The 24,476-nt window shown below is 64.4% G+C and carries 22 protein-coding genes; 11 read left to right on the top strand and 11 right to left on the bottom strand.

The features are described from left to right. Positions 1–12: 12 nt before the first annotated feature. Positions 13–756 (top strand): 2-keto-4-pentenoate hydratase, encoded by a 744-nt coding sequence (locus tag HFRIS_RS08100; RefSeq protein ID WP_006462810.1) that lies wholly within the window; start codon positions 13–15, stop codon positions 754–756. Between the two features lie 45 nt (positions 757–801). Here the strand turns inward: HFRIS_RS08100 and bla are convergent, their stop codons facing one another. Further along, positions 802–1,701: a class A beta-lactamase gene (gene bla / locus HFRIS_RS08095; protein ID WP_039874936.1), complete on the bottom strand. Its 900-nt coding sequence runs from the start codon at positions 1,699–1,701 to the stop codon at positions 802–804. A 124-nt stretch (positions 1,702–1,825) separates the two neighbouring features. Between bla and HFRIS_RS08090 the strand changes: the two genes are divergently transcribed. Together HFRIS_RS08090 and HFRIS_RS25540 are read left to right on the top strand one after the other, a co-directional pair. Then, positions 1,826–2,689: a LysR family transcriptional regulator gene (locus tag HFRIS_RS08090; protein ID WP_006462808.1), complete on the top strand. Its 864-nt coding sequence runs from the start codon at positions 1,826–1,828 to the stop codon at positions 2,687–2,689. A gap of 233 nt (positions 2,690–2,922) precedes the next feature. After that, positions 2,923–3,072 (top strand): hypothetical protein, encoded by a 150-nt coding sequence (locus HFRIS_RS25540; protein ID WP_006462807.1) that lies wholly within the window; start codon positions 2,923–2,925, stop codon positions 3,070–3,072. A 205-nt stretch (positions 3,073–3,277) separates the two neighbouring features. On the opposite strand, the gene HFRIS_RS08085 is transcribed toward HFRIS_RS25540, so the two are convergent. Beyond that, positions 3,278–3,691, bottom strand: coding sequence for a RidA family protein (locus HFRIS_RS08085; protein WP_006462806.1), 414 nt, complete (start codon positions 3,689–3,691; stop codon positions 3,278–3,280). A 43-nt stretch (positions 3,692–3,734) separates the two neighbouring features. Continuing rightward, on the bottom strand, positions 3,735–4,694 hold the full coding sequence (locus tag HFRIS_RS08080; RefSeq protein ID WP_006462805.1) for an agmatinase: 960 nt from the start codon (positions 4,692–4,694) through the stop codon (positions 3,735–3,737). Between the two features lie 185 nt (positions 4,695–4,879). On the opposite strand from HFRIS_RS08080, the gene HFRIS_RS08075 reads away from it, so the two are divergent. From HFRIS_RS08075 to HFRIS_RS08060, 4 genes are all read left to right on the top strand, one after another. After that, a complete protein-coding gene (locus HFRIS_RS08075) occupies positions 4,880–5,779 on the top strand; it encodes a LysR family transcriptional regulator (RefSeq protein WP_006462804.1) in 900 nt (299 codons plus the stop codon). 311 nt (positions 5,780–6,090) lie between these two features. Further along, entirely contained in the window at positions 6,091–7,032 is a 942-nt protein-coding gene (locus HFRIS_RS08070; RefSeq protein WP_039874981.1) for a MurR/RpiR family transcriptional regulator, read from the top strand. Between the two features lie 151 nt (positions 7,033–7,183). Further along, a complete protein-coding gene (locus HFRIS_RS08065; RefSeq protein ID WP_039874933.1) occupies positions 7,184–7,972 on the top strand; it encodes a transporter substrate-binding domain-containing protein in 789 nt (262 codons plus the stop codon). A gap of 38 nt (positions 7,973–8,010) precedes the next feature. After that, positions 8,011–9,378 carry an MmgE/PrpD family protein gene (locus HFRIS_RS08060; protein WP_244436271.1) on the top strand — a complete coding sequence of 456 codons (1,368 nt, stop codon included), beginning with the start codon at positions 8,011–8,013 and terminating at the stop codon, positions 9,376–9,378. Positions 9,379–9,383: 5 nt separating this feature from the next. On the opposite strand, the gene HFRIS_RS08055 is transcribed toward HFRIS_RS08060, so the two are convergent. After that, a complete protein-coding gene (locus HFRIS_RS08055) occupies positions 9,384–10,376 on the bottom strand; it encodes a M48 family metallopeptidase (RefSeq protein ID WP_006462800.1) in 993 nt (330 codons plus the stop codon). A gap of 7 nt (positions 10,377–10,383) precedes the next feature. Then, complete coding sequence (locus HFRIS_RS08050) at positions 10,384–11,481, bottom strand: YjgN family protein (RefSeq protein WP_006462799.1); 1,098 nt, start codon at positions 11,479–11,481, stop codon at positions 10,384–10,386. Between the two features lie 343 nt (positions 11,482–11,824). Here HFRIS_RS08050 and HFRIS_RS08045 point away from each other — a divergent pair, with 343 nt between their 5' ends. The 4 genes from HFRIS_RS08045 to HFRIS_RS08030 all read left to right on the top strand — a co-directional run bounded on the left by HFRIS_RS08045 (position 11,825) and on the right by HFRIS_RS08030 (position 16,608). Beyond that, positions 11,825–12,592 carry a dienelactone hydrolase family protein gene (locus tag HFRIS_RS08045; protein ID WP_006462798.1) on the top strand — a complete coding sequence of 256 codons (768 nt, stop codon included), beginning with the start codon at positions 11,825–11,827 and terminating at the stop codon, positions 12,590–12,592. A gap of 172 nt (positions 12,593–12,764) precedes the next feature. Beyond that, positions 12,765–13,487, top strand: coding sequence for a gluconate 2-dehydrogenase subunit 3 family protein (locus HFRIS_RS08040; RefSeq protein ID WP_039874931.1), 723 nt, complete (start codon positions 12,765–12,767; stop codon positions 13,485–13,487). Positions 13,488–13,489: 2 nt separating this feature from the next. Further along, complete coding sequence (locus HFRIS_RS08035) at positions 13,490–15,271, top strand: GMC family oxidoreductase (RefSeq protein WP_006462795.1); 1,782 nt, start codon at positions 13,490–13,492, stop codon at positions 15,269–15,271. A gap of 11 nt (positions 15,272–15,282) precedes the next feature. Further along, positions 15,283–16,608, top strand: a complete 1,326-nt coding sequence (locus tag HFRIS_RS08030) for a c-type cytochrome (RefSeq protein ID WP_006462793.1) — start codon at positions 15,283–15,285, stop codon at positions 16,606–16,608. A gap of 91 nt (positions 16,609–16,699) precedes the next feature. On the opposite strand, the gene HFRIS_RS08025 is transcribed toward HFRIS_RS08030, so the two are convergent. The 6 genes from HFRIS_RS08025 to HFRIS_RS08000 all read right to left on the bottom strand — a co-directional run bounded on the left by HFRIS_RS08025 (position 16,700) and on the right by HFRIS_RS08000 (position 24,398). Then, positions 16,700–17,581 carry a carbohydrate ABC transporter permease gene (locus tag HFRIS_RS08025; RefSeq protein WP_006462792.1) on the bottom strand — a complete coding sequence of 294 codons (882 nt, stop codon included), beginning with the start codon at positions 17,579–17,581 and terminating at the stop codon, positions 16,700–16,702. Then, complete coding sequence (locus tag HFRIS_RS08020; RefSeq protein WP_006462791.1) at positions 17,581–18,480, bottom strand: carbohydrate ABC transporter permease; 900 nt, start codon at positions 18,478–18,480, stop codon at positions 17,581–17,583. Before HFRIS_RS08020 ends, HFRIS_RS08025 begins: the two co-directional genes overlap by 1 nt. A 170-nt stretch (positions 18,481–18,650) precedes the next feature. Further along, a complete protein-coding gene (locus HFRIS_RS08015) occupies positions 18,651–19,982 on the bottom strand; it encodes an ABC transporter substrate-binding protein (RefSeq protein WP_006462790.1) in 1,332 nt (443 codons plus the stop codon). A 139-nt stretch (positions 19,983–20,121) separates the two neighbouring features. Continuing rightward, on the bottom strand, positions 20,122–21,207 hold the full coding sequence (locus HFRIS_RS08010) for an ABC transporter ATP-binding protein (RefSeq protein WP_006462789.1): 1,086 nt from the start codon (positions 21,205–21,207) through the stop codon (positions 20,122–20,124). 208 nt (positions 21,208–21,415) lie between these two features. After that, positions 21,416–22,375, bottom strand: coding sequence for a C-terminal binding protein (locus tag HFRIS_RS08005; protein ID WP_006462788.1), 960 nt, complete (start codon positions 22,373–22,375; stop codon positions 21,416–21,418). Between the two features lie 286 nt (positions 22,376–22,661). Beyond that, positions 22,662–24,398: an IlvD/Edd family dehydratase gene (locus HFRIS_RS08000; RefSeq protein ID WP_006462787.1), complete on the bottom strand. Its 1,737-nt coding sequence runs from the start codon at positions 24,396–24,398 to the stop codon at positions 22,662–22,664. Between the last annotated feature and the right edge of the window lie 78 nt (positions 24,399–24,476).

The following is a 24,476-nucleotide window of genomic DNA, read 5'->3' as shown; positions in this document are numbered from 1 at the left end:
GGAGCCTTACCCATGCACATCGACGCCGCCACCCAACTTCTGCTCGACGCCCGCCACAGCGGCCTGGCCCTGGACTGGCGCCGGCTGGCGGTGGGCGACGCCGAGACCGCCTACGCGGTGCAGGATGCGCAACTGCGCCGGCTGGGGCCGGTGGGCGGGTGGAAGGTGGGCAGCAAGGGCGATGGCAGCACGCCCGGCTGCGCGCCTCTGCCTCAGTCCGGCATCCTGCCCTCGGGCGCCCGACTGGCCGGGCCGCAGTGGCGCATGCGCGGACTGGAAGTGGAACTGGCCTTGCGGGTGGGGCGTGATTTCGATCCCGGCACGCAACAGCCCGAGGAGGCCGAACTGCGCACCGTCTTCGACGCCATCCTGCCGGCCATCGAAGTGGTGGAGACGCGCCTGGGACATCCGCCCTGCGGCAATCCCTGGGCCGGCATGGCCGATCTGCAGAGCCATGGCGCGCTGGTGACCGGTCAGCCCCAGCCGCTGCCGCCGCAATTGTCATTGCGCACTGTGGAGGCCAGCCTGGTCATCGATGGCCAGCCCATCACCCGCACCACCGGCGGCAACCCGGCCGACCTGTGGCCCATGCTGGGCTGGCTGGCGCAGCATTGCGCCCAGCGCGGCCAGCCCTGGCGCCGGGGGCAGATCATCACCACCGGCTCCTGTACCGGCCTGCAACTGGCGCGCGGTGGTCTGCTGGTGGAAGCCGCGCTGGAAGGCGTGGGGCCGGTGTCGCTGCAGTTTGCCAACTGAGCCTCCACCCAGCCTCCACCGAGCCTCAACTGAGCACGCACGCGCTCAGCCCATCACCTGCGCAATCAGGCGACCGACTTCGGCATGCACGGCGTCGCGCCGGGCCGCTTCGGCCGTGTTCTCGGTGAGGTAGACCGCAAACAGCAGCGGCGCACCCTGCGGCGTCCACACCACGCCCACGTCGTTGGCCGTACCGCGGTCACCCGTCCCGGTCTTGTCTCCCACCTTCCAGCCCGCCGGCAGGCCGGCGCGCACGCGCTTGTCGCCGGTCTGGTTGGCCAGCAGCCACTGCGTGATCTGTTCGCGCGAGGCTGGTGCCAGGGCATTGCCCAGCACCACCTGGCGCAGGTCGGCGGTCATGGCGGCCGGGGTGGTGGTGTCACGCGGGTCGCCCGGGATGGCTTCGTTGAGCGTGGGTTCGTTGCGATCCAGGCGCGTGAGCTCGTCGCCCTGCGTCCGCACGAAACCGGTCAGTCCGGCCGGGCCGCCCATGCTGGCCAGCATCAGGTTGGCGGCGGTATTGTCGGACAGCGTGATGGCCGCCTCGCACAACTGCGCCATGGAAAGGCCGGCGCCGCCAGTGTGCTTGCCGGTGGTGGGCGAGTAGGGGACCAGGTCCTGCTTGCGATAGACGATGCGCCTTGCCAGGCGCTCCCGGCCTTCATCGACCCGGCGCAGCACCGCTGCCGCCGCCAGGAACTTGAAGGTACTGCACATGGGGAAGCGCTCGTCGGCGCGATAACCCCACTGCCGGCCATGGACGGTATCCACCAGCGATACGCCCAGGCGGCCGCCGATATCGGCTTCCAGCCGCGCCAGTTTCTGAACGATACTGGACGAGTCCATAGTTTTACTTGCGCCTTGTACGTCGCCAGCCCAGCTACGGCTGATCAGGCCACCGGCCGCCAGGGCCGTGAGGGCCAGGAAGTTGCGTCTTCCGGACATGTTTTCTCCTAGTAATTTGTTGATTGCGGATTTGCGACAGGCCAGATCATAGGCAGTGGCGGCGATGGCCACAATTCATGATAATTGGCCGTAGACCCAAGAAAATCTGATGCCTGGAGACTCCATGTATTTGCCGTTGAATGCCTTGCGTGCCTTCGAGATGTCGGCCCGCCACCTGTCCTTCACCCGCGCCGCCGAGCAATTGAGCGTGACCCAGACCGCCGTGAGCATGCAGGTCAAGAACCTCGAACAGCGGCTCGGCGTGGCCCTGTTCCGGCGCCTGCCGCGTGGCCTGGCACTGACCGACGAGGGCCTGGCGCTGTTGCCGGTGGTGGCCCAGTCCTTCGGACGCATTGCCGACGTGCTGGGCCAGTTCGAACATGGCCGTCGCCGAGAAGTGCTCACCGTGGGTGTGGTCGGCACCTTTGCCGTGGGCTGGCTGATGCCGCGCCTGCGGGAATTCCAGCAGAACCATCCCTTCGTCGACCTGCGCCTGCTGACCAACAACAACCGGGTCGATCTGGCCGGCGAGGGTCTCGATTATGCGATCCGCTTTGGCGATGGTGCATGGCATGGCACCGAGGCTGAACGTCTGTTCGAGGCGCCGCTGGCGCCGATGTGCGCACCTGCCCTGGCCGCTCAATTACGCAGCCCTGCCGACCTGGCGAGCCAGACCCTGCTGCGTTCCTACCGCAGCGACGAGTGGAACCAGTGGTTCTCCGCCGCCGGCGCACCTTGCCCGCCCTTGCGCGGCTTCGTGTTCGACTCCTCGCTGGCGCTGGCCGAAGCGGCCGCCCAGCAGGCCGGTGTGGCCTTGCTGCCGGTACTGATGTTCGAACGGGAGCTGCGCCAGGGGCGGCTGGTCTGCCCTTTCGAGACCGGCATCGTCACCGGTGCCTACTGGCTCACCCGCCTCAAATCCCGGCCACAGGGGACGGCCATGACGGCGTTTCGCGACTGGCTGCAGGGGCATGCGGCCGGGATGTAGGCGCGCCGGAAGTGATGATTACCTGCAACAGGAAGCCAATGTCAGAGAATTCCTGATAGACGCGGCCGCCGCATGCAAATAGAATAAATCATATAAACAATTTATACGGTTCGTGCCGGGCCGTGAAGCGGGTGATGTGGGTGGGGTGGTAAAGCCGGCATGGGTGGTTCGTCAAGCACTGACACCATCCGCCAACAGACAGCCAACAGAGGCACATTGAAAGGGGGTAAGTCATGCACTACTTCGCAAAGCTCTATCGCAAGCTGGTCGATTACCTGAACGATTCCAGCGAACTGGACACCGGTTCCCATCGTGGCGCGCCGCACAGCTGCAGCCTGTATTCGGGTTTGTCGACAATGTCGCGCGACAACTCTTCCCGCTGATCCTCCCGCCGGCGGCCCCTGGTCGCCGGTTACGGAGCGGGACTTTGCTGCCCGCACCGCCTGCCTCCTGCCTCCCGCTTCCCGCTACGCCCAATTCCACCGCGCCGCACCAAAAAAAGGCCGCATCATCGATGCGGCCCAAGTACTGCTACTTACCGGAAGAGTTCCAGTGCCGCACCTGGCGGTCACTGCATAAAGGTCTGATCTAGTCGGGAATCACCGCCGTGGCATCCACCTCGACCAGGTATTCCGGACGGGCGAAGGCGGTCACCACGATCCCCGTCGAGACCGGATAGACGCCCTTGAGCCATTTGCCCACCACCGTATAGACATCCTCGCGGAAACGCGGGTCGGAGATATAGATGGTGAGCTTGCAGATATGGTCCAGCTGGCTGCCGGCTTCCTTGAGCAGCATGTCGATGTTCTTCATGGCCTGTTCGGTCTGTCCCTTGACGTCGCCGATGCAGACGCTCTCGGAGGTATCGAGGTCCTGGCCGATCTGTCCCCGCAGGAAGACCATGGTGCCGCGGGCCACTACGGCCTGGCAGAGGTCATTGTCCAGCTTCTGTTCGGGATAGGTTTCGCGGGTGTTGAACTTGCGGATGCGGGTATGGGCCATGTCGGTTCCGGAAATGGGTGGTTGGGATAGTGAGCGGGGCTTCTTACTTCTTGTCGAAATAACCGGCGCGGATGGTGGCGCCGATGAGATTGACGATCAGGCGGCCGGCGGTGACGCCACTGATCTTGCTGGCATTGTCCTTGGCCGGCTGGATTTCCACGATGTCCATGCCCACCACGCGGCCCTTGCGCACCAGGCCGTGGATCAGCTTGCGCGCCTGCAGGAAGGTGACGCCGCCCGGCGCGGGGCCATCGACGGCCGGCATGATGGCGCAGTCCAGGCCATCGGCATCGATGGTCAGATAGTAGTTACCGCCATCGGGAATGCGCGCCAGCACCGCATCCATGCCGATGTCGTGCAATTCATAGGCGCTGATCAGGTCGGCACCCCATTCCTTGGCGGCGCGATAGTCGGCCGGCCGCCCGCTGCCCTGGGCGCGCAGGCCGATCTGCACGATGTGCTTGACGTAGGGCAGTTCCGAGGCACGGCGGATCACGCTGGACAGGCCATCGCGCACGCCGTTGACCTCGTCGCGCCAGTCGAGGTGGGCATCGATGTGAACCAGCGTGATCGGCCCGACTTCATCGAAGCCGCGCAGCACCGGATTGGTGATGCCATGGTCGCCACCCAGCACGATGGGCAGGGCGCCGCCGCGCAGGATCTGGCGCACCGCGCTTTCGGCGCGCTGCTTGTGCAGCTCCGGCTGGGCCAGGTCGGGCAGGACATCGCCGCAGTCGACGAAGCGAATATCCTCGCGCTCCTGCAGCAGCGGACCATCGATATCGAAGTCATAGTGGCTGGGATGGCGCACCATGCGGTCGCTCAGGTCGCGCAGGGCCTGCGGCGCATTGGTCTGGTCGTTGCTGTACTGGCGCGGGCCGTAGGCGGCGCCGAAGGGGACCCCCAGGACCGCGATGTCGGCCTTGAAGTCGGTGAGGTCGGTGACCAGCTCCGAATACAGCAGGGTCTTGTGGCCGGTGCGCGGTGCGGTGAGATTGTCCATGGATGGTTTCCTGATAAAAGAAATGCAGCGGGCCTGCATGCATCGATGAGGCAGCGATGGGCCGCTGTGCATGCATTCACTGTAGCGAGTCGCGGTGATCATAGAAAATGATTCTTTTAGAGGTATAGTTTCATTTTTCGAGACTTTGCAATTTCACCGCAACGGTGCATGCAGACAGGAGCGTCATGATCAGGCTGGATTTCGATGAGCGCGACCTGCGCTCGCTGCGGGTCTTCTGCAACGTCGCCGAGGCCGGTGGTTTCGCCGCCGCCGAGCGGGTGCTGCTGATGTCCAAGGCCTCCATCAGCCGCCATGTGCGCGAGGTGGAGGAACGCCTGGGCGTGCGCCTGTGCGAGCGGGGGCCGGCCGGCTTCCGGCTCACGCCCGAGGGCGAGGTGGCGCTCAAGCTGGCCACCACCGCCCTGCGTTCGCTGGAGCGCATCCGCCCCGAGATCGATGCCGTGCATGGTGTGCTGTCCGGGCCGCTGGCGCTGGGGGTGGTGGAGCATGCCCTGAGTCATCCCGATTGCAAATTGCCGCAGGCCATCGCCGCGCTCAAGCGGCGCGCGCCCCAGGTACAGCCGCGTATCGAGGTGATGACCTTTCCCGAACTGAACCAGGCGCTGCGCGAGCAACGGGTCGATATCGCCATTCGCGGCCGTTATCCGGGCGATGATGAATTCGATTACCTGCCGCTGTTCGTCGAGAGCCATCGCCTCTATGGCGCCGTGCGCAAGGAGGGCGGCGAGCCGCGCAAGGCGGTCTGGCCCCTGGTCTACCGACCCCATCCCTATGTCGATCAGGTGCTGGCCGGCGATGGATACGAGCGCGGGCCGGAGGCCGGTGGCCTGGAAGCCATCGCCCTGCTGGTGGCCAGCGGTGACTATGTCGGCCTGCTGCCCACGCATTACGCGCAACTGATCGGCAAGCGTTATGCCCTGCGCGCGCGCCGCGCCAGTCCCACCTTCGTCCATCCCATCTGCGCCGTGACCGACCCGCACCGTCCTTCCACGCACCGCGCTGAACTGTTCCTCTCCCTGCTGCGCGAATTGCACATCCGCTCCGCCGCCCATCTGTCGAGCTGAGGGAGCAGCATCGCCCACGGCTTTGCGTCGGCGTGGGGCGTGATGTCCCATGACGGGGCGCTGCGCCGCGGCTGACACGGTCCGGGTGCCGCGCCATCCCCACGGCGCGGGAGAGGCGGTCGATACAGCAAGGGCCGATTTCTGTTTCGTTTGTATCGCCCCGGTCGTCGCCGGGACGGGGCAAGCCCGGTGGCAGGCCCTTGCTGATGCAGGCCAAGCGCGGACGCAAATGGTTCATTTGTATCGTTTGCATCGGCAATTGGCACACATGTTGCTCATGCAGGGCTATCTTCCGCCCCTTGCCCTGCATCGTGAACCAAGCTGCGCTGACCGCCCTCATCAAGGAACGCTTCGACCGCCTGCCGCGCCAGGTGCGGGAGGTGGCTGCCTTCGTGCTGGATCACCCGCATGAGGTGGCGGTGCTGTCCATGCGCGAACAGGCGCGCCTGATCGAGCTGCCACCGTCCACCATGACGCGCTTTGCCAAGGCGCTCGGGCTGTCCGGCTACGACGCCGTACGCGAAGTGTTCAAGGCCAGCCTGCGCAGCCATGGCAGCGAATTCGGTTCACGCGCCCAGGGCCTGGTGGAGTTGCACCAGCGCATCGGCGAGGAAGCCCTGGCCATGGACCTGGTGCAGACCGCCGAGGCGCAGATACGCTCCTTCGCCAGCGGATCCACCATGCCGGCCATCATGCGCGCGGCCAAGCTGCTGTCGGCGGCACGTGACATCTTTTGCCTGGGCCTGCGCGGTTCCTTCCCGGTGGCCTTCCAGTTTGCCCATGTGTGTGAATTCTTTGCGCGCAATGTCACGCTGGTGGATGGCGCCGGCGAGAGCGGCATCATGAAGCTGATGCACCAGCCCTCCTCGCGCGACGTGGCGCTGATCTGCAGCATGGCGCCGCATTCGCGCCGGGCCATGTCGATCGCCACCCATCTGCAGAAGGCCGGCGTGCGGCTGGTGGTCATCACCGACAGCGCCAGCTCGCCCATGGCGCGCATGGCCAGCGAAGCCATCATCGTGCCCAACAAGGGCGCGTCGTTCTTCGATACCTTGCTGCCGGCCTTTCTGGTGGCAGAAATCCTGGCGGCGCTCATGGCCGCCACCGCAAAGATCAACATCAAGTCACAGATCGCCGACACCGAGAGAAAACTCTGGGGCGTGGGCGAATGGTGGGGCAGCCAGGGCGAGGAAGCTCCCGCGCTGGAACCGCGCGCGGCTGCGCCCACCCGCAACAGACGACGCCGCACCTGAAGAGGCAGCAGCGCAAAAAGCATTACCGGAGCGGCGCATGCCCGAGACATGCGACGGACAACAAGCACGCCAGAAGGCGGCAGGGGCTCGCCCCAGGTTCTCGAACTTTCTTACTGCGTATCGACGGAGCTTGGCTCCAGAAAGGTTTTCCATGAAACGCCGCTCCCTACTTGCCATGCTGACTCTTGCGGCTGGCCTGGCCGTGGCCAGCTCGCCCGTGCTGGCCGACGACCTCTACAGCACCATCATGGCGCGCAAGTCCATCCGCGTGGCCGTGCCGACCGACTACCCGCCCTACGGCTCGGTGGGCAGTGACATGACCCCGCGTGGCTACGACATCGACATGGCGCAACTGATCGGCAAGAAACTCGGCGTGAAGGTCGAACTGGTTCCGGTGACCGCGCCCAACCGCATCGCCTACCTGCAGACCAACAAGGCCGACATCACCATCTCGTCGCTGGGCAAGACCGCCGAACGCGCCAAGGTGGTGGACTTCAGCCTGGCCTATGCGCCGTTCTTCGATGCGGTGTTCGGCACCAAGAAGGTCAAGGCCACCAGCTTCGCCGAACTCAACGGCAAGACTATCTCGGTGACCCGTGGCTCGATGCAGGACCAGGAGCTGGAACAGCTGGCGCCGGGCGCGGTGGTCAAGCGCTTCGAGGACAACAATGCCACGCTGTCGGCCTTCCTGGCCGGGCATGTGCAGATGTTCGCCACCGGCACCACGGTTGCCGCCGCGCTGCAGAAGATGAACCCGTCACTGGACATGGAACTGAAGGTGATCCTGGCCAATGCGCCTTGCTACGTGGCCATGCCCAAGGGTGAATCGACCCTGCTGGCGAAGATCAACATGATCATCCGCGAAGCCCGCGCCGATGGCACCATCGACAAGTTCTCGCAGACCTGGCTGGGCGCTCCGGCCGGGCAGCTGCCGGATTGAGCGGGCCGCACTCCGCCATGACAGGCGATGCGCCGGGTGTGAGCCTCGCCATCCCTGCCATGGCACGCTGGCTGGTGCGGCAGGAGGCGGGAAGCATCCCCCCGCGCATCCGCAGCATCGCCCTGCATAGCCTCATCGATACGCTCGGCGTGATCAGCGCCGGTGGTCGCACCCGCGTGGCGGCCCATGCCCGCCTGCTGGTGCAGGGCGATGGCGCGGTCGGTACCTGTGGCCTGGCCGGCAGCGACCAGCGCACGCAGGCGCGCCACGCCGCGCTGGTCAATGCGGTGGCCGCGCATGCGCTGGACTTCGATGACAACTGCTATGCCGGTTTCGTCCACGGTTCGGCGGTGATCGTGCCGGCCGCGCTGGCGGTGGCCCAGCAGATCGATGCCGATGGCCAGGCCCTGTTGACGGCCCTGGTGGTCGGCGCCGAATGCCAGTACACGCTGGGCCTGGCAAGCGACAACCGGCTCTACCGGCGCGGCTGGTGGAGCAGCGGGATACTCGGCCCCATCGGGGCCTGCGCGGCGGCAGCCTGGCTGCTGCGTCTGGACGCGCAGCAGGCCGCGCATGCACTCGGCCTGGCCGCTGCCAGCGCAGCCGGCATCAAGGCCGGCTTCGGCACCGATGCCAAGGCCCTGCTGGCCGGACGCGCCGCCGAGGCCGGGGTGATGGCGGCCTGGCTGGCACAGGCCGGCGCCACCGGCCCGATCGATGCCTTCGAGCATCGCCATGGCGTTGCGCATCTCTTCAATGACGATCACTTCGACGGCAGCGTCTTCAGCGCACTGGGGCAACGCTGGACGCTGGAAGATCCGGGGCTGGACGTCAAGCGCATCCCGGTCTGCCTGTCTTCGCATGCCGCTGTCGATGTGGTGGTGGAGTTGATCGCAGCGCATGGTGTGCGCAGCGAGGAGATTCTTGCCATCCGCTGCGACGTGCCGCCCATCGTGATCGCCAACCTGATCCACGATCGTCCACAGACGCCGCAGCAGGCACAGTTCAGCATGCCCTTCGCCATTGCGGCGGCGGTGCTGCACGACGGGCCGCGCCTGCAGGACCTGGAGGCGGCGCGGCTGGCGCAGGCCGACATGATCGCGCTCATGGCCAGGGTCAGCATGTGCAGTAGCACGCAATGGCAGGAGCCGGTGCGGCAACTGCAGGCCCCCGAGGGGGCCGAGGTCTGTATCGAATTGAATGATGGCCGGCAGTTGCGTGGCCGTCGCGATGCGCCGCGTGGCGCAGCACGCGAGCCGTTGACGCCGGACCAGCGGCGCGAGAAATTCCTGGAATGCCTGCGCTACGGTGGCATCGATGAGCACATTGCCCACGAGCGGCTGGCACAGCTGGAGGGGATGGAGGCACTCACTGCCGTACGCACCCTGTTCCCCTTCTCGGCCTGAACGGATCAGCGCGCCCCGAGGATGTGGGCAATCCGTTCGTCGTTGGCGGGGTGGCTGGACAGATAGGGTGACACGCTGCCGTCGGCACCGCCACCGGCCTGTTCCAGCTTTTCGAACACCTTCGCCAGCTTCTGGCGCGGCAGGCCGTTGGCCTGGAACATGGCGATGGCGTAGTCGTCGGCTTCGCGCTCGATGTCGCGTGAATACTTCAGGTCCAGCATTACCGTCGGGATATTGGCCAGCACCGCCGAGACGTCCCCGAACAGCACCGTCGCCGTGGCCGCCATGGCCGAACTCTGGATCAGCCGGCGCATCAGGTGGCGTCGGTGGACGTGGCCGAGCTCGTGGGCCAGCACGCCCATGAGCGCATCGTCATCGTCCAGCAGGCGCACGATCTCGTCAGTCACCACGATCTGTCCGGAGGGCAGGGCGAAGGCATTGGGACCGATGCGACTCTTGCGGAACACGATGTCATAGGCCGGCGCATCCGCCATGGGCGCCGTCAAAGCCTGGAAGCGCGCCTTGATGGCGGCCGCCCGGCGCACGTCCAGCAGGCTGGGGGCCAGCACATGCTGGTCGAGGAATTCCAGCGTGCCGCGTCCGATCTGCTGATCCACCTGCACTGGCAGTGCCGCGGCGATGCCGCGCGCAGCCAGCGGTAGCAGATAGAGGTAACCCAGTGCCACCACCGCGATCAGGACTGCGCAGGCGGCCAGGGCATGGCGCCAGCTCTGCTGCAGCCGCACCACCAGCGTGTCGTGGTGACCGGTCTGCTGCAGCAGATCGCGGAAGGCCTGGGCATCGATGATTTCCAGATAGGCGCCGTCGGCGAAGCTGACCTTGCGCGCCGCCCGTTTGAAGCGCTCGGACACGCGCAATTGCGAGATCGGGCAATCGCGTTCGACCTCGCCGCGCACCTGCGCCATGCCATCGACCACCGTCAGCGTCACCTGGTGACGCCGCGAGGTCTTGCCGTCGTAATAGGAAGCCTTGACCATCCCTGGCCTACATCGACAGGTCGAAGTCGAGCAGATCCCCCAGGCCCTCGCCGGTGGCCGAACCATGGGCTTCGCTGGAGGCGATGAAATCATCCAGGCCACTGGCCGGCAGCAGTGTCAGCGATTCGATGCGATACCGCAGCAGGCGGATCTGCGCGAAGGGGGTGAACAGACCCAGCGTGAAGGCGATGCCCAGGATATTGGTGAAGACGATGAAGGCAGTGCGGCCCCAACGCATCCTGCTCTGGAAGCGATGCTCGCCCAGGCGGGTGTTGTTCCAGACCAGGTTCTGCATCAAGGTCATCCACAGCGGGATGGCCAGGAAGCTCCAGGCATACAGGCACAGGGACATCAGCACCAGCTTGCCTCCCCCCATGTCGCCCGACTTGGCAAGCTCGATCAGCATGAGGCCGCCAAAGCCGACGAAGATGACCACCAGCCCGCCCAGCCATAGCCCCAGCCCGATCACGACGGCCTTGTAGAACGCACCCACCGAGCCATGGAAGGAAAAGTGCGTCGCCCCGAAGCGCGCTTCGCTGTGCTGGTAGCGCTTGAAACGCTGGTAGGCCAGCGGCGCCAGCAGGCCCAGGGAAACACTGGCCAGCATCGGCCACATCAGGAAGTTGCGGGCTGCGCCGCCGAGGCTACCGCGAAAACCGAAGCGGATGCCGCGATAGCTGGTGTTGTAGAGCTTGAACTGCAGGCTGCGCCAGATCAGCCAGGGGCCGGCCAGCACCATCATTAACGCCGCTGCCAGGCCCAGCAGTGGATTGGCCGCACCGGCGAAGTGATAGACCGCCAGCAACACCACGGCGATGATGCGGCCCTTGAGGATGGAAACGGGATTCCCGTGGTAGTCGAAGCTGCCCTCGGCCACCGAGGTATTGTCATAGAAGTAGCGCAGGCGGCGCACCTTGGCCCAGGCCGAGTAGATGCCCAGGGTGAGGATGGACAGCAAGAGATTGACGGTCCAGATGCGGAAATATTCCGAACCGCGCCCGCTGAAGACAAAAGGTTGCGGGGAAGGGGGTGGGGTGATGCTCGCTCTCGGCACTGGCTCGGGAGCTGGTTCGGACGGGAAGGGCAGGTCGATGGTGTCGTTCATGGGAGCTCTGGTTTGGATTTGTCTGAGGAAGAGGCTGCCGACGGGTCGGGCAAGAATCTATTGCTCGCAGACAAATGTCAAGCCAAGCCCTTATCCATGCGGCTTGTATGGGGATTGTAGGTAAGTACCTCGCATTATGACGAGGTCAAGTGGTATGACCTCCTGCAGAAATGCACTGTTTGTGCGAACATTGTTGCCCTGATGCGGTCAAGGTGAAGGCATTGCTGAGCTGGTTTCCGGCTTGCGTTGTCAATCTGCAGCCGCAATCCGCGCCCAAATAAAAGTTTCCTGAGCGCCGGCCGGTCTCCACACCGGCTGGCGTTTTCCACCCAAAGGAGCCTCCATGTCCACGTCCTGGAACACCGCCGCCATTGCCGCCAAGCTCGGCATTGCGGTCACCGATCTTGCCCTCGAAACGATTTCCCATAGCGTCGACGGCGGTGATTACGAAAGCGTCCTGCTCTACAACAAGGCCCAGCCGCCTGTCTCGGGCGTGCTGTCGGTGCCCAACTATTTCGGCCTGCGCCAGCAGGCACTGGAAATCGCCGCCACCACCATCGGTGCCGGCCATGCCATCCTGGTGGCCGACGTCTTCGGCAAGTCGGTGCGCCCCACCGATGGCGACCAGGCCGTGGCCGCCATCATGCCCCTGAAGAAAGATCGCGCAGAACTGCGCCGGCGCATGCAGGCAGCGCTGAAGGTCTTGCGCGAACAGAGCTTCGTGAAACTCGCGGCCGACAAGATCGGCGCCTGCGGCTTCTGCTTCGGCGGCACGGCCGCGCTGGAACTTGCCCGTGATGGCACCGAACTGCGCGGCACGGTGTCGCTGCACGGTGCGCTCGATACCCCGGCCCCGGGCGAGAGCAAAATCAAGGGCGCAGTGCTGGTGCTGCATGGCGTGCAGGATCCTTCGGTCCCGCGTGAGCAGGTCAATGGCTTCATTGACGAGATGAGCGCGCTGAAGATCGACTGGCAACTGGTCAACTATGGCCAGGCCGGCCACTCCTTCACCGATCCGGATGCCAACAACCCCGGCTTCTTCTATCACCGCCAGACCGCCGAGCGTGCCGCCGTGGCACTGCAGGCCTTCTTCGGCGAAGTGCTGGCCTGAGTTCGGACCGTGTTCCTGACCCTGCCGGTCGGCGCCAGGAGCCGGCCGGCAGGGGGTATCACCACAACAACAAGAGATAGACGTCCATCAAGGGGCGGGGTGTATCCCTGCTTCCGGCCGTGGCGTAGCGTCCGTGTTTTCCCTCGTCAAATCCCACGTCCAAAGGATAGTCATGTCACAAGATAAAGAGCCGAGGCGGCGTTTCCTGCGCCAGGTATTGGCCATTGTCCCAGCAGCAACAACGCTAGGTGGCGCCACTACCGTCGCAGTCAGCCAGCAGGCAATCGCCGACACCGGCTCACCGGGCAAGCCCCGCGCCTACACCCCCACCTACTTCAACGCGGCCGAATGGGCCTTCATCAACGCCGCCGTCGACCACCTCATCCCCTCCGACCAGTACGGTGCCGGCGCCCTCGAAACGGGCGTGCCGGAGTTCATCGACCGCCAGATGGAAACCCCCTATGGCGCCGGCAAGCTGTGGTACATGCAAGGTCCTTTCCATCCTGACAGCGTTCCCGAACTGGGTTACCAGCTTTCGCTGGTGCCGCGTGACATCTATCGCCAGGGTATCGCCGCCTGCAACGACTGGTGCAGCAAGAACCACGGCAAGGTCTTCGCCGAACTGGACAAGGCCAAGCAGCTGGAAGTGCTGAAGATGATGGAAGGCGGCAAGATCGCCTTCGAGACCGTCCCGGCCAAGACCTTCTTCAGCTTCATGCTGGGCAATACCAAGGAAGGCTATTTCGCCGACCCGATGTACGGCGGCAACCAGAAGATGGGCGGCTGGAAGATGGTCGGCTTCCCCGGCGCGCGTGCCGACTACGCCGACTGGGTCGATCAATACAACGTTAAATATCCATACGGCCCCGTGTCGATTCTGGGAGAGAAGGGCTGATCATGGCTATCAAAAAAGACAAAGTGGATGTAGTGATGGTGGGCCTGGGCTGGACCGGTTCCATCCTGGGCATGGAACTCACCGAAGCCGGCCTGAACGTGCTGGCGCTGGAACGCGGCGACATGCGCGACACCAATACCGACACGCCCTATCCCAAGGCCGTCGATGAACTGAAATATTCCGTGCGCGGCGCACTGTTCCAGGACCTTTCGCGCGAGACCGTGACCATCCGTCACACCCTCTCCGACGTGGCTGTCCCGTATCGCCAGCATGGTTCCTTCCTGCTCGGCGATGGCGTGGGCGGTGCCGGTTTCCACTGGAACGGCATGATGTACCGCAACCTGCCCGAAGAGCTGGAGATGCGCACCCACCACGAGCAGAAGTACGGCAAGAAATTCATTCCCGAGGACATGACCATCCAGGATCACGGCGTGACCTACAAGGAACTGGAGCCGTTCTACGACTTCTCGGAAAAGGTCATGGCCGTCTCCGGCAAGGCCGGCAACCTCAAGGGCAAGATCGTCCCCGGCGGCAACCCGCTGGAAGGCGAGCGCACCGACGAATTCCCGACCCCGCCGCTGCAATACCAGTACAGCGCCTCGCTGGTGGAAAAGGCCATGCGCGACGTCGGTTACCACCCGTATCCGGCACCCGCTGCCAATGCTTCGCAGCCTTTCACCAACCCGTATGGCGTGCGCATCGGCCCCTGCAACTACTGCGGCTTCTGCGAAAACTACGGCTGCTACATGTACTCCAAGGCCTCGCCGCAGACCACCATCCTGCCGGTGCTGTTGAAGCGCAAGAACTTCGAGGTGCGCACCAAGGCCCAGGTGATCAAGGTCAACCTGGATGCCTCCGGCAAGCGCGCCACCGGCGTCACCTACATCGACGCCCAGGGCCGCGAAGTGGAACAGCCGGCCGACCTGGTGCTGCTGACCGCCTTCCAGACCCACAACGTGCGCCTGCTGCTGCTGTCCGGCATCGGCAAGCCCTATGACCCGGTCACCGGCGAAGGCGTGGTGGGCAAGAACTTCGCCTACCAGTACAACGGCGGCATCAACGTGGTCATGCCCAAGGGCACCCAGTTCAACCCCTTCATCGGCACCGGTGCCGGTGGCGTGGGCATGGACGACCTCAACGCCGACCAGTTCGACCACGGTCCGCTGGGCTTCATCGGCGGCGCCTCGATCCGTCACGTGCGCTATGGCGGTCGTCCCATCAAGCAGGCCGGCACCATGCCGGGCGAGAAGGTGCCCAACTGGGGTTCCGAGTGGAAGGCCAGCGTGCAGGATGCCTACCAGCGCACCCTGACCATCGGCATGTCCGGTTCGGTGATGGCCTATCGCGACTGCTATCTGTCGCTGGACCCGACCTACAAGGATGCCAACGGCCAGCCGCTGTTGCGCATGACCCTGAACTGGAAGGAAAACGAAGGCAAGATGCTGACCTACATCGCCGGCGAGATGGAAAAGGTGGGCCATGCCATGAACCCCGAGAAGGTGGTCAAGGCCGTGCGCAAGACCGGTTCGTCCTGGGATACCCGGGTGTACCAGTCCACCCACCTGACCGGTGGCGCGATCATGGGTACCACACCCAAGAACAGCGTGGTCAACAAGTATCTGCAGAGCTGGGATGTGCCCAACGTGTTCGTGTATGGCGCCTGCGCCTTCCCGCAGAACATGGGCTACAACCCGACCGGGCTGGTCACGGCGCTGGCGTATCACTCCGCCAAGGCGATCCGCGAGCAGTATCTGAAAAACCCCGGCCCGCTGGTGCAGGCATAAGGATAACGACCATGATCAAGCACTATTTCATCGCCGCCTGCGCGGCAGTCATGTCGCTGTCCGCGTTCACCGCAGCAGCGCAAGGCACGACAGCGGCGCCGTCCGTCGACCAGCAACTGGTACAGCGCGGCGAATACCTGGCCAAGGCCGGCGACTGCGTGGCCTGCCACACGGCCAAGGGCGGCAAGCCGTTCGCGGGTGGCCTGGCCATCGCGACGCCCATCGGCACGGTGTATTCGTCCAACATCACGCCCGACAAGGAACAGGGCATCGGCAGCTACACCGAGGCCGATTTCGACCAGGCCCTGCGCCACGGCATCCGCAAGGATGGCGCGTCGCTCTACCCGGCCATGCCCTATCCGTCCTACGCCAAGGTCAAGCCGGCCGACGTGAAGGCCTTGTATGCCTACTTCATGAACGGCGTGAAGGCTGACCCCACGCCCAACCGTGGCGTGGACATCACCTGGCCGCTGTCGATGCGCTGGCCGCTGTCGATCTGGCGCAAGGTATTCGCACCGGCGGTAGCGGTCGATGGTCCCGAGGACAACAGTCCTCTGGTTCGCGGCCAATACCTGGTCGAGGGCCTGGGCCACTGCGGCGCCTGCCACACCCCGCGTGGCGTGGGCATGCAGGAGAAGGCGCTGAGCAATGACAGCAGCGCATTCCTCTCCGGCGGCGTGATCGATGGCTACCTGGCCAACAACCTGCGCGGCGATGCCCGCGACGGTCTGGGCAACTGGAGCGAGGCCGACATCGTGGCCTTCCTCAAGACCGGCCGCAACAGCCATTCCGCTGCCTTTGGCGGCATGGCCGACGTGGTCGCCAACAGTACCCAGTACATGACCGAGCAAGACCTGGCGGCCATGGCCACGTACCTGAAGTCCCTGAAACCGGTGAAGGAAGGCACGGCCGCGCTGGCCTATGACGACAGGACCCACCAGGCCTTGCGCAAGGGCAGCGACCAGAGTCCGGGAGCGATGGCCTTCCTGAACAACTGCGCGGCCTGCCACCGCAGCAGCGGCAAGGGCTATGACGAGACCTTCCCGACCCTGGCGCTGTCGCCCACGGTCAATGCGGAAAATCCGGCATCGCTGATCCGCATCGTGCTGGAAGGCGCAGAAATGCCCTGGACCCACAAGGCCCCGACGCAGTTCGCCATGCCGGCCTTCGGCAGCCGCCTGTCGGATCAGGAAGTGGCCGATGTGGTGACCTTCATCCGCAGCAGCTGGGGCAACCAGGCCTCGTCGGTGAGCGCCTCCGATGTGGCCAAGGTGCGCAAGCAATTGCCGGAGAAGAAGACAGTGGAGGCGGGCAGTGCGCCGCTGGCCAAGCAATAGGTTCTTCTGCTTGAGCTGCAGGTAATACGCAGCAATGAAAAAGCCCGACGTTCGCGAGGACGTCGGGCTTTCTCTTTTGGGGACGAGGTTCTTATTCCTTCACCGCCCCCGTCATCCCCGAGACGTAATACTCCACGAAGAAGGAATACACCACCGCCACCGGCAGCGAGCCCAGCAGGGCGCCGGCCATCAGGGCGCCCCAGTGGTAGACGTCGCCATCGACCAGCTCGGTGACGATGCCCACTGGTACCGTCTTCACTTCGGATGAAGAGATGAAGGTCAGGGCGTAGATGAACTCGTTCCACGACAGCGTGAAGGCGAAGATGCCGGCCGAGATCAGGCCGGGCACGGCCAGCGGGAGGATGATCTTGACCAGGATCTCCCAGCGGGTGGCGCCGTCGATGAGCGCGCACTCTTCCAGCTCATACGGAATCGAGCGGAAGTAACCCATCAACAGCCACGTGCAGAACGGGATGAGGAAGGTCGGGTAGGTCAGGATCAGCGCCCAGCGGGTGTCGAACAGGCCCAGCTTGAACACGATCGCCGCCAGCGGGATGAACAGGATCGAGGGCGGGATCAGGTAGGCCAGGAAGATGCCCAGGCCGACCTGCTTGGAACCCTGGAAGCGCAGCCGTTCGATCGCATAGGCAGCAAAGACGCTGGCCGCCAGCGAGGCGAAGGTCGACACCACCGAGACGATCACCGTGTTCAGCAGCCAGGCCGGATACTGGGTGTCGAACAGCAGCTTCTTGAAGTGCGCCAGGGTCGGTGCCACCACCCAGAAGGGATTGCCGGTCTGGGAGAGCAACTCGCCGTCAGGCTTGAAGGCGGTAATCACCATCCAGTAGAACGGGAACAGCAGCACGAACAGGAAGATCAGCAGCGGGATGTAGATCGTCACCCAGCGGCGCGGTGTCGATTGCAGGAAATCCATGCCCTGGGTTTCCTGTTGGTCGTCTTTTTTCTTGGCCATTATTTGTCACCTCCTTGTTGCCAGCCGCGACGTTGCAGGCCGAAGTACGAGAACATGATCGCTGCCAGCAGGAACGGGATCATGTAAGTGGCCATCGCCGCACCTTCACCCAGGGCACCACCGGGGATCGCGCGCTGGAACGACAGCGTGGCCATCAGGTGGGTGGCATTCAACGGACCGCCGCGGGTCAGCACGTAGATCAGCTGGAAGTCGGTGAAGGTGAACAGCACCGAGAAGGTCATCACCACCGCGATGATCGGGGTCAGCAGCGGCAGCGTCACGTGGCGGAACTGCTGCCAGGGCGTGGCGCCGTCGATGGCGGCCGCTTCATACAGCGAAGGCGAGATGGTCTGCAGCCCGGCCAGCAGCGAAATGGCCACGAACGGGATGCCGCGCCAGACGTTGGCAAAGACGGTGGACCAGCGAGCATTCCAGGGGTCGCCCAGGAAGTCGATGTAGTGGTTGATCAGGCCCATCTTGGTCAGCGCCCAGCTGATGACGGAGAACTGCGCGTCATACAGCCACCAGAACGCCAGCGCCGACAGCGCGGTCGGCACGATCCAGGGCAACAGCACGATGGCGCGGAAGAAGGTCTTCAGCGGCACGTTCTTGTTGAGCAGGATGGCCAGCCACAGACCCAGTGCGAATTTGAGGATACTGGCGCTGACCGTGTAGAACACGGTGTTGAACAGCGACAGCAGTGCCAGCGAATCGCCGGCCAGATAGGTGAAGTTGTCCAGGCCGACGAAGCTGCCTTCGCCGCCGATCTTGGTGTCGGTGAAGCCCAGCCAGATGCCCAGTCCCAGCGGGTAGGTCAGGAACACCACCAGCAGGATCACGGCCGGGGCCATGAACAGCATGCCCAGTACGTTACGGTTGTTCAGGAATCGGGATAGCATGATTTGCCTCGATGAAAGGGCCGCAGGACAGGCCTGCGGCCGATACGGTGTTCGCTTCTGGTGATGGCCGGACGCCGTCGCGCCGGGTCGGCAGGCCCTGACAACCTGCCCCTTGCCCGCTGTCCCGAGGGAACCCGGCGCGGCGCCGTCCGGCCATCATGCCGTCGGCATCAAGCCTTGTAGTAGCGCTTGGCGCGTTCGGCGGCGCGGTCGATGGCCTGCTGCACGGTCTTGGAACCGCTGGCAGCTTCGGCCACCATGTCCACCACCACGTAGTCGGCCATGCAGGCGGCCGAGGCTTGGCCCAGCGGGCCTTCGTGACCGTGGTCCAGCATCAGCGAAGCCGAGTCGCGGTAGACGGTGGCCTTCGGGTCTTCGGTCCAGATCGGGTTCTTCTCGTAGGCCTTCAGCGGCTGGCTGACGTAGCCGATGGAGGCCTTCATCCACGGGTTGTACTGGTCCGGCTCGAACATGAATTGCACGAAGGCCTTGGCGGCATTGGGGAACTTGGTGTGCTTGAACACCATCATCTGGGTGATCTGCATCAGCTCGGTGGGCTTGCCGGCCGGGCCGATCGGGAAGTGCGCGTGCTGCGTATCCTTGCCGATGTCCTGCATCTTCGGATCGGTGGAGTTCTTGGCCGCGTAATAGACCGAGATGCCGTTGGCGGTCATGCTGATCTGGCCATCCAGGTAGGCCTTGTTGTTGGACGGGTCCTGCCAGGACAGGGTGCCGGGTACGAAGGTGGCGTACAGCTGTTTGGCGTATTCGAGTGCAGCGCGGGTCTCGGGCGAGTTGATGGCGACCTTGCCGCTCTTGTCGACCAGCTTGCCGCCGTGCGACCACAGCAGCCAGTGCGCCCAGTTGTTGGCATCGCCCACGGCCTTGCCGAGGGCGAAACCGACCGGGGTGTCCTTGGCCTTCAAGGCCTGGCACAGCTTCAGGAAGCCGGCGGTGTCCTTGGGGATGGCGTCGAAGCCGGCGGCCTTGATCTGGCTTTCGCGATAGACCAGGGCATTGCCGATCACGCCCAGCGGCAGGGCGATCCACTTGCCGTCCTTGGTGCCGTACTTGCGGCAGACGTCGTACCAGCCGCCATAGCGCTTGCCCAGCGAATCGGCCAGGTCGGTCATGTCGATCAGCTTGGTCGGATACTGCTGCGGGTCGTCGAACCAGCCCAGCACGATGTCCGGGCCGCTGCCCACGTTGGCGGCCACGGCCGACTTCGGACGCACGTCTTCCCAGCCTTCGCTGTCGGTACGCACGGCCACGCCGGTCAGTTCGGTGAATTTCTTGACGTTGGCGTTCCACAGGTCTTCGTCACCCTGGACGAAGCGCTTCCAGCGCAGCACGCGCAGGGTCGCACCTTGTTCGATCGGGTACTTGATGCTGTCGGCGCCGGCAGCGCCGGGGCCGGCGGCAAAGGCATTGACGCCCATGCCGGAAGCGGCCGCTGCGGCCGCACTGGTGACCAGGAATTCGCGTCGTGTCAGCTTGCTCATGTCTCCTACTCCTTCGGTTGAAAGTCGAATTGGACCGCTTTCGGATCGCGACGGAATCGCTCCCCTGCGGATGGACTCTTGTTCTTCTGATGCTGCGCTACTGGTGTTGCCTGGGTACTGCGGTAATGGAGCTTGCGGTTCAGCGGGCCGCCAGCGACTTGCCCGATTCGGCGTCGAACAGGTGCGTGCGGGCATGGTCCGGGACCAGGTGGATCAGGTCGCCGGCGCCGAAGTCATGGCGTTCGCGGAAGATGGACGTCAGGCTGGTTTCGCCGAAGCGCGAGAACACTTCGGTATCGGCGCCGGTCGGCTCCACCACGATGACCTTGGTGGCGATGCCCTGGCCGGCGCCACCGATGGAGAGGTGTTCGGGACGCACGCCATAGGTGACCTTCTGGCCATCGCTGCCCTGCAGTGCGCTGCCGTAAGGGGCTGGTACGCGGGTGCCATCGGCGAACTCGACCTCGGCCGCGCCGCCGGTCTTGCGCAGCGTGGCAGGGATGAAGTTCATGGCCGGTGAGCCGATGAAGCCTGCCACGAACAGGTTGGCCGGGTGGTCGTACAGGTCCAGCGGACGGCCGCGCTGTTCCACCAGGCCATCCCGCATGACCACGATCTGGTCGGCCATGGTCATGGCTTCGATCTGGTCGTGGGTCACATAGATGGAGGTGGTCTTCAAGCGCTGGTGCAGTTCCTTGATCTCGGTGCGCATCTGCACGCGCAGCTTGGCGTCGAGGTTGGAGAGGGGTTCGTCGAAGAGGAACACCTGCGGATCGCGCACGATGGCACGACCCATCGCCACGCGCTGGCGCTGGCCACCGGAGAGCTGGCGCGGATAGCGGTCCAGCAGCTGGTTCAGGCCGAGGATGTCGGCGGCTTTCTTGACGCGCTCATCGACGAAGGACTTGTCCTTCCTGGCCAGGGTGAGCGAGAAGGCCATGTTGTCGCGCACCGTCATGTGCGGGTAGAGCGCGTAGTTCTGGAACACCATGGCGATGTCGCGGTCCTTGGGCTGGACGTTGTTGACCACCGTGCCGCCGATCAGGATTTCGCCGCCGGTGATCTCCTCCAGCCCGGCCAGCATACGCAGCAGTGTCGACTTGCCGCAGCCGGAAGGGCCGACCAAAACCGTGAACTCGCCATCGGCGATATCGATGTCGACGCCCCGGATGATCTGGGTGCTGCCGAACTGTTTCTTGACTGCGCGAATCTGTACTGATGCCATCAAATGCTCCTCGTGTGTATCCTCGTATCGACGCTGCGGAACCGGTTCCAGGCGGAGACGGCCACAACGCACTTTGTTCATGCACACCCTGCTCGGGCATGTGGGGGATCTGGTCGATCCCCCTTTTTTTTCTGTTTTCTACACTGATGCATCGCCGGCTGGCGGCCGGCGATGGTGCTGCATTGGCGCCCCGTGGCGGGGTTGATGATTATGGATTCTTGCCAGCGACGACCACGTAGGAGGGCCGTCCGTTGCGGTCCCAGTCGATCAGGTTCTGGGCCGCCTTGCGCCGCAGTTCGCGCGCTGCGACATCGGAGAAGAATGCCGCGTGCGGCGACAATAGCACACGTGGATGCTGGACGATAGCCGCCGATGTCTCGGGTGGTTCGACCGGCAACACATCCAGCGCAGCGCCCTTGAGCTTGCCGTTTTCCAGTGCCGCCAGCAGGTCGTCGATCTTGATCAGGCCACCGCGTGCGGAGTTGACCAGATAGCTCTGCGGTTGCAACAGGTTCAGCAGCGAGGCGTCGATCATGTTGCGCGTTTCATCGTTGAGCGGCGTGTGCAGCGAGACCACATGGGCCTGGCGGAACAGTTCCTCGCGGCCGACGCGCTCCACGTAGGCGGGGAAGTCGCCGTCGATGATGTAGGGGTCATAGGCGATCACGCGCTTGAAGAGATTGCGCGAGATATGCGCCATGCGCTTGCCGATGCGACCCAGGCCGATGATGCCGATGGTCAGCTCGGAGGCGCGCGGGATGATGCCGGCCGTGGTGTAGTGCCATTCCCCGGCCTTGACGGCACGGTCATAGACGGTGATGTTGCGGATCAGGTCCAGCGCCATCGCCAGGGCATGGGTAGAGACTTCGCCCACGCCATAGTCGGGCGAGTTGGCAACCCAGACGCCGTGCTGCGCGGCGTCTGCGGTGTTGATGGTGTCGAAGCCGGCGCCATAGCGGCTGGCGATGCGGATTTCAGGACGTGCCGCGAATACCTTCGCGTTCACCGGTGCGTATTGCACCAGCAGGCCCTGGCAGCCCTCGGAGGCGGCGATCACCTCGTCTTCGGTGCGGCATTGCGCGGTCACGACTTCCACACCGGCCTCCTTGTAGAGCGCCAGCTCCAGGTCGACATCGGGGAAATCGTAATCGGTAATCAGTACTTTCATTGCTCGTCTCCGTGATGGTTGTCTTGGTCCACCTGATGCAATTACTTCCTGGAGCATGGCCGCCGCTTGTGTGGCTGTACCATGATCCCGGGTACGACTGATGCTGATATTAATGTGCTGCTAATGCTGATTGAGTTGCCGTTAATCCTTGCTTAATGACGCTCGATGATGCTCAGTGCTGCTCGACATTGCTTCAGGTGGAGTCCGCTGCAATCGGGTTTCTTGAAAAAATTCCTTGCTACCCGCGTCCCGGCCAGCCAGCCGGGACGCGGATCGTTCTGCTTGCCTAGTGGTTATCCTTGGGCACATAGGGGCCGCTCTTGCCGACCAGGAAATCGAGGTCGGCACCCTGGTTGGCCTGCTGCACGTGATCCACGTAGAGCTTGACCCAGCCACGCTGCATCTGCGGCGGCAGTTCGGGCTTTTGCCACTGGGCGCGGCGCCGTGCCAGTTCTTCCTCCGACACATCCAGGTGCAGCTTGCGGGCTTCCACATCCAGTTCGATGAAGTCGCCGTTCTGCACCAGCGCCAGCGGCCCGCCAGCGGCGGCTTCCGGCGAGACGTGCAAGACCACGGTGCCATAGGCGGTACCGCTCATGCGTGCATCCGAGACGCGCACCATGTCGGTGATGCCCTTGCGGAGGACCTTCGGCGGCAGCGGCATGTTGCCGGCTTCGGCCATGCCGGGATAACCCTTGGGGCCGCAGTTCTTGAGCACCAGTACGCAGGTTTCGTCGACGTCCAGGTTCTCGTCGTCGATGCGCTTGTGCAGGTCGTCGCTGTTCTCGAAGACCACGGCGCGGCCGCGATGCTTCAACAGGGCAGGGGTGGCGGCCGAGGGCTTGATCACGGCGCCATCGGGGGCCAGGTTGCCCTTGAGGATGGCGATGCCGGCAGCTTCCTTGAATGGCTTGTCGAAGGAGCGGATGACTTCCTCGTTCCAGTTCGGCGCGTCCTCGCAGTTTTCCCACAGGGTCTTGCCGTTGGCGGTGAGGGCGGTCTTGTCGATCACGCTTTCCAGCTGGCGGATCACCGCCGGCAGGCCACCGGCATAGTAGAAATCTTCCATCAGGAATTTGCCGGAGGGCTGCAGGTCGAGCAGGCAAGGGAGCTTCTGGCCGATGTCGTCCCAGTCCTTGAGGTCGAGATCGATGCCAATGCGACCGGCGATGGCCAGCAGGTGGATCACCGCATTGGTGGATCCACCGATGGCGGCATTGACGCGGATCGCATTTTCAAACGCCTGGCGCGTCAGGATCCTGGACAGCACCAGATCTTCCTCGACCATCTGCACGATGCGGCGGCCGGCATTGCGGGCCAGCACGTTGCGGCGCGCATCCACGGCGGGAATGGCGGCGTTGTGCGGCAGACCCACGCCCAGCGCCTCGACCATGCTGGCCATGGTGGAAGCGGTACCCATGGTCATGCAGTGCCCATGCGAGCGGTGCATGCAGCTCTCGGCCTCGAAGAATTCTTCCTGCGTCATCTTGCCGGCGCGCACATCTTCCGACATCTGCCATACGCCGGTGCCGGAACCGAGTTCACGGCCACGGTACTTGCCCGAGAGCATGGGGCCGCCGGACACGCCGATGGTCGGTACGTCCACCGAGGCCGCGCCCATCAACAGGGCCGGGGTGGTCTTGTCGCAGCCCATCAACAGCACCACGCCGTCCAGCGGATTGGCGCGGATCGACTCTTCCACATCCATGCTGGCCAGGTTGCGGTAGAGCATGGCGGTGGGGCGCAGCAGGGTCTCGCCCAGCGACATCACCGGGAATTCCAGCGGGAAGCCGCCGGCTTCCCAGATGCCGATCTTGACCTGTTCGGCCAGGGCGCGGAAGTGCGAGTTGCAGGGGGTGAGTTCGGAATAGGTGTTGCAGATGCCGATCACCGGACGGCCATCGAACTGGTCGTGGGGGATGCCGCGGTTCTTGACCCAGGAGCGGTAGATGAAACCATCGCGGTCCTGGCGGCCGAACCAGGCCTGGCTGCGGCGGGTGGGTTTTTTGGTGTCGTCAGTCATGATCTTCCCTGACAGGCAGGCCGGATTGGGTGGCGCTGCCCGTGCAAATCCATCTGCTGCAGGCCGGATGGGCCTGCA

The sequence above is a fragment of the Herbaspirillum frisingense GSF30 genome, assembly GCF_000300975.2.
Taxonomy (GTDB): Bacteria; Pseudomonadota; Gammaproteobacteria; order Burkholderiales; family Burkholderiaceae_D; genus Herbaspirillum; species Herbaspirillum frisingense.
The sequence above is the reverse complement of the archived record's forward strand: the minus strand, read 5'-3'. Positions and strand labels throughout refer to the sequence as shown.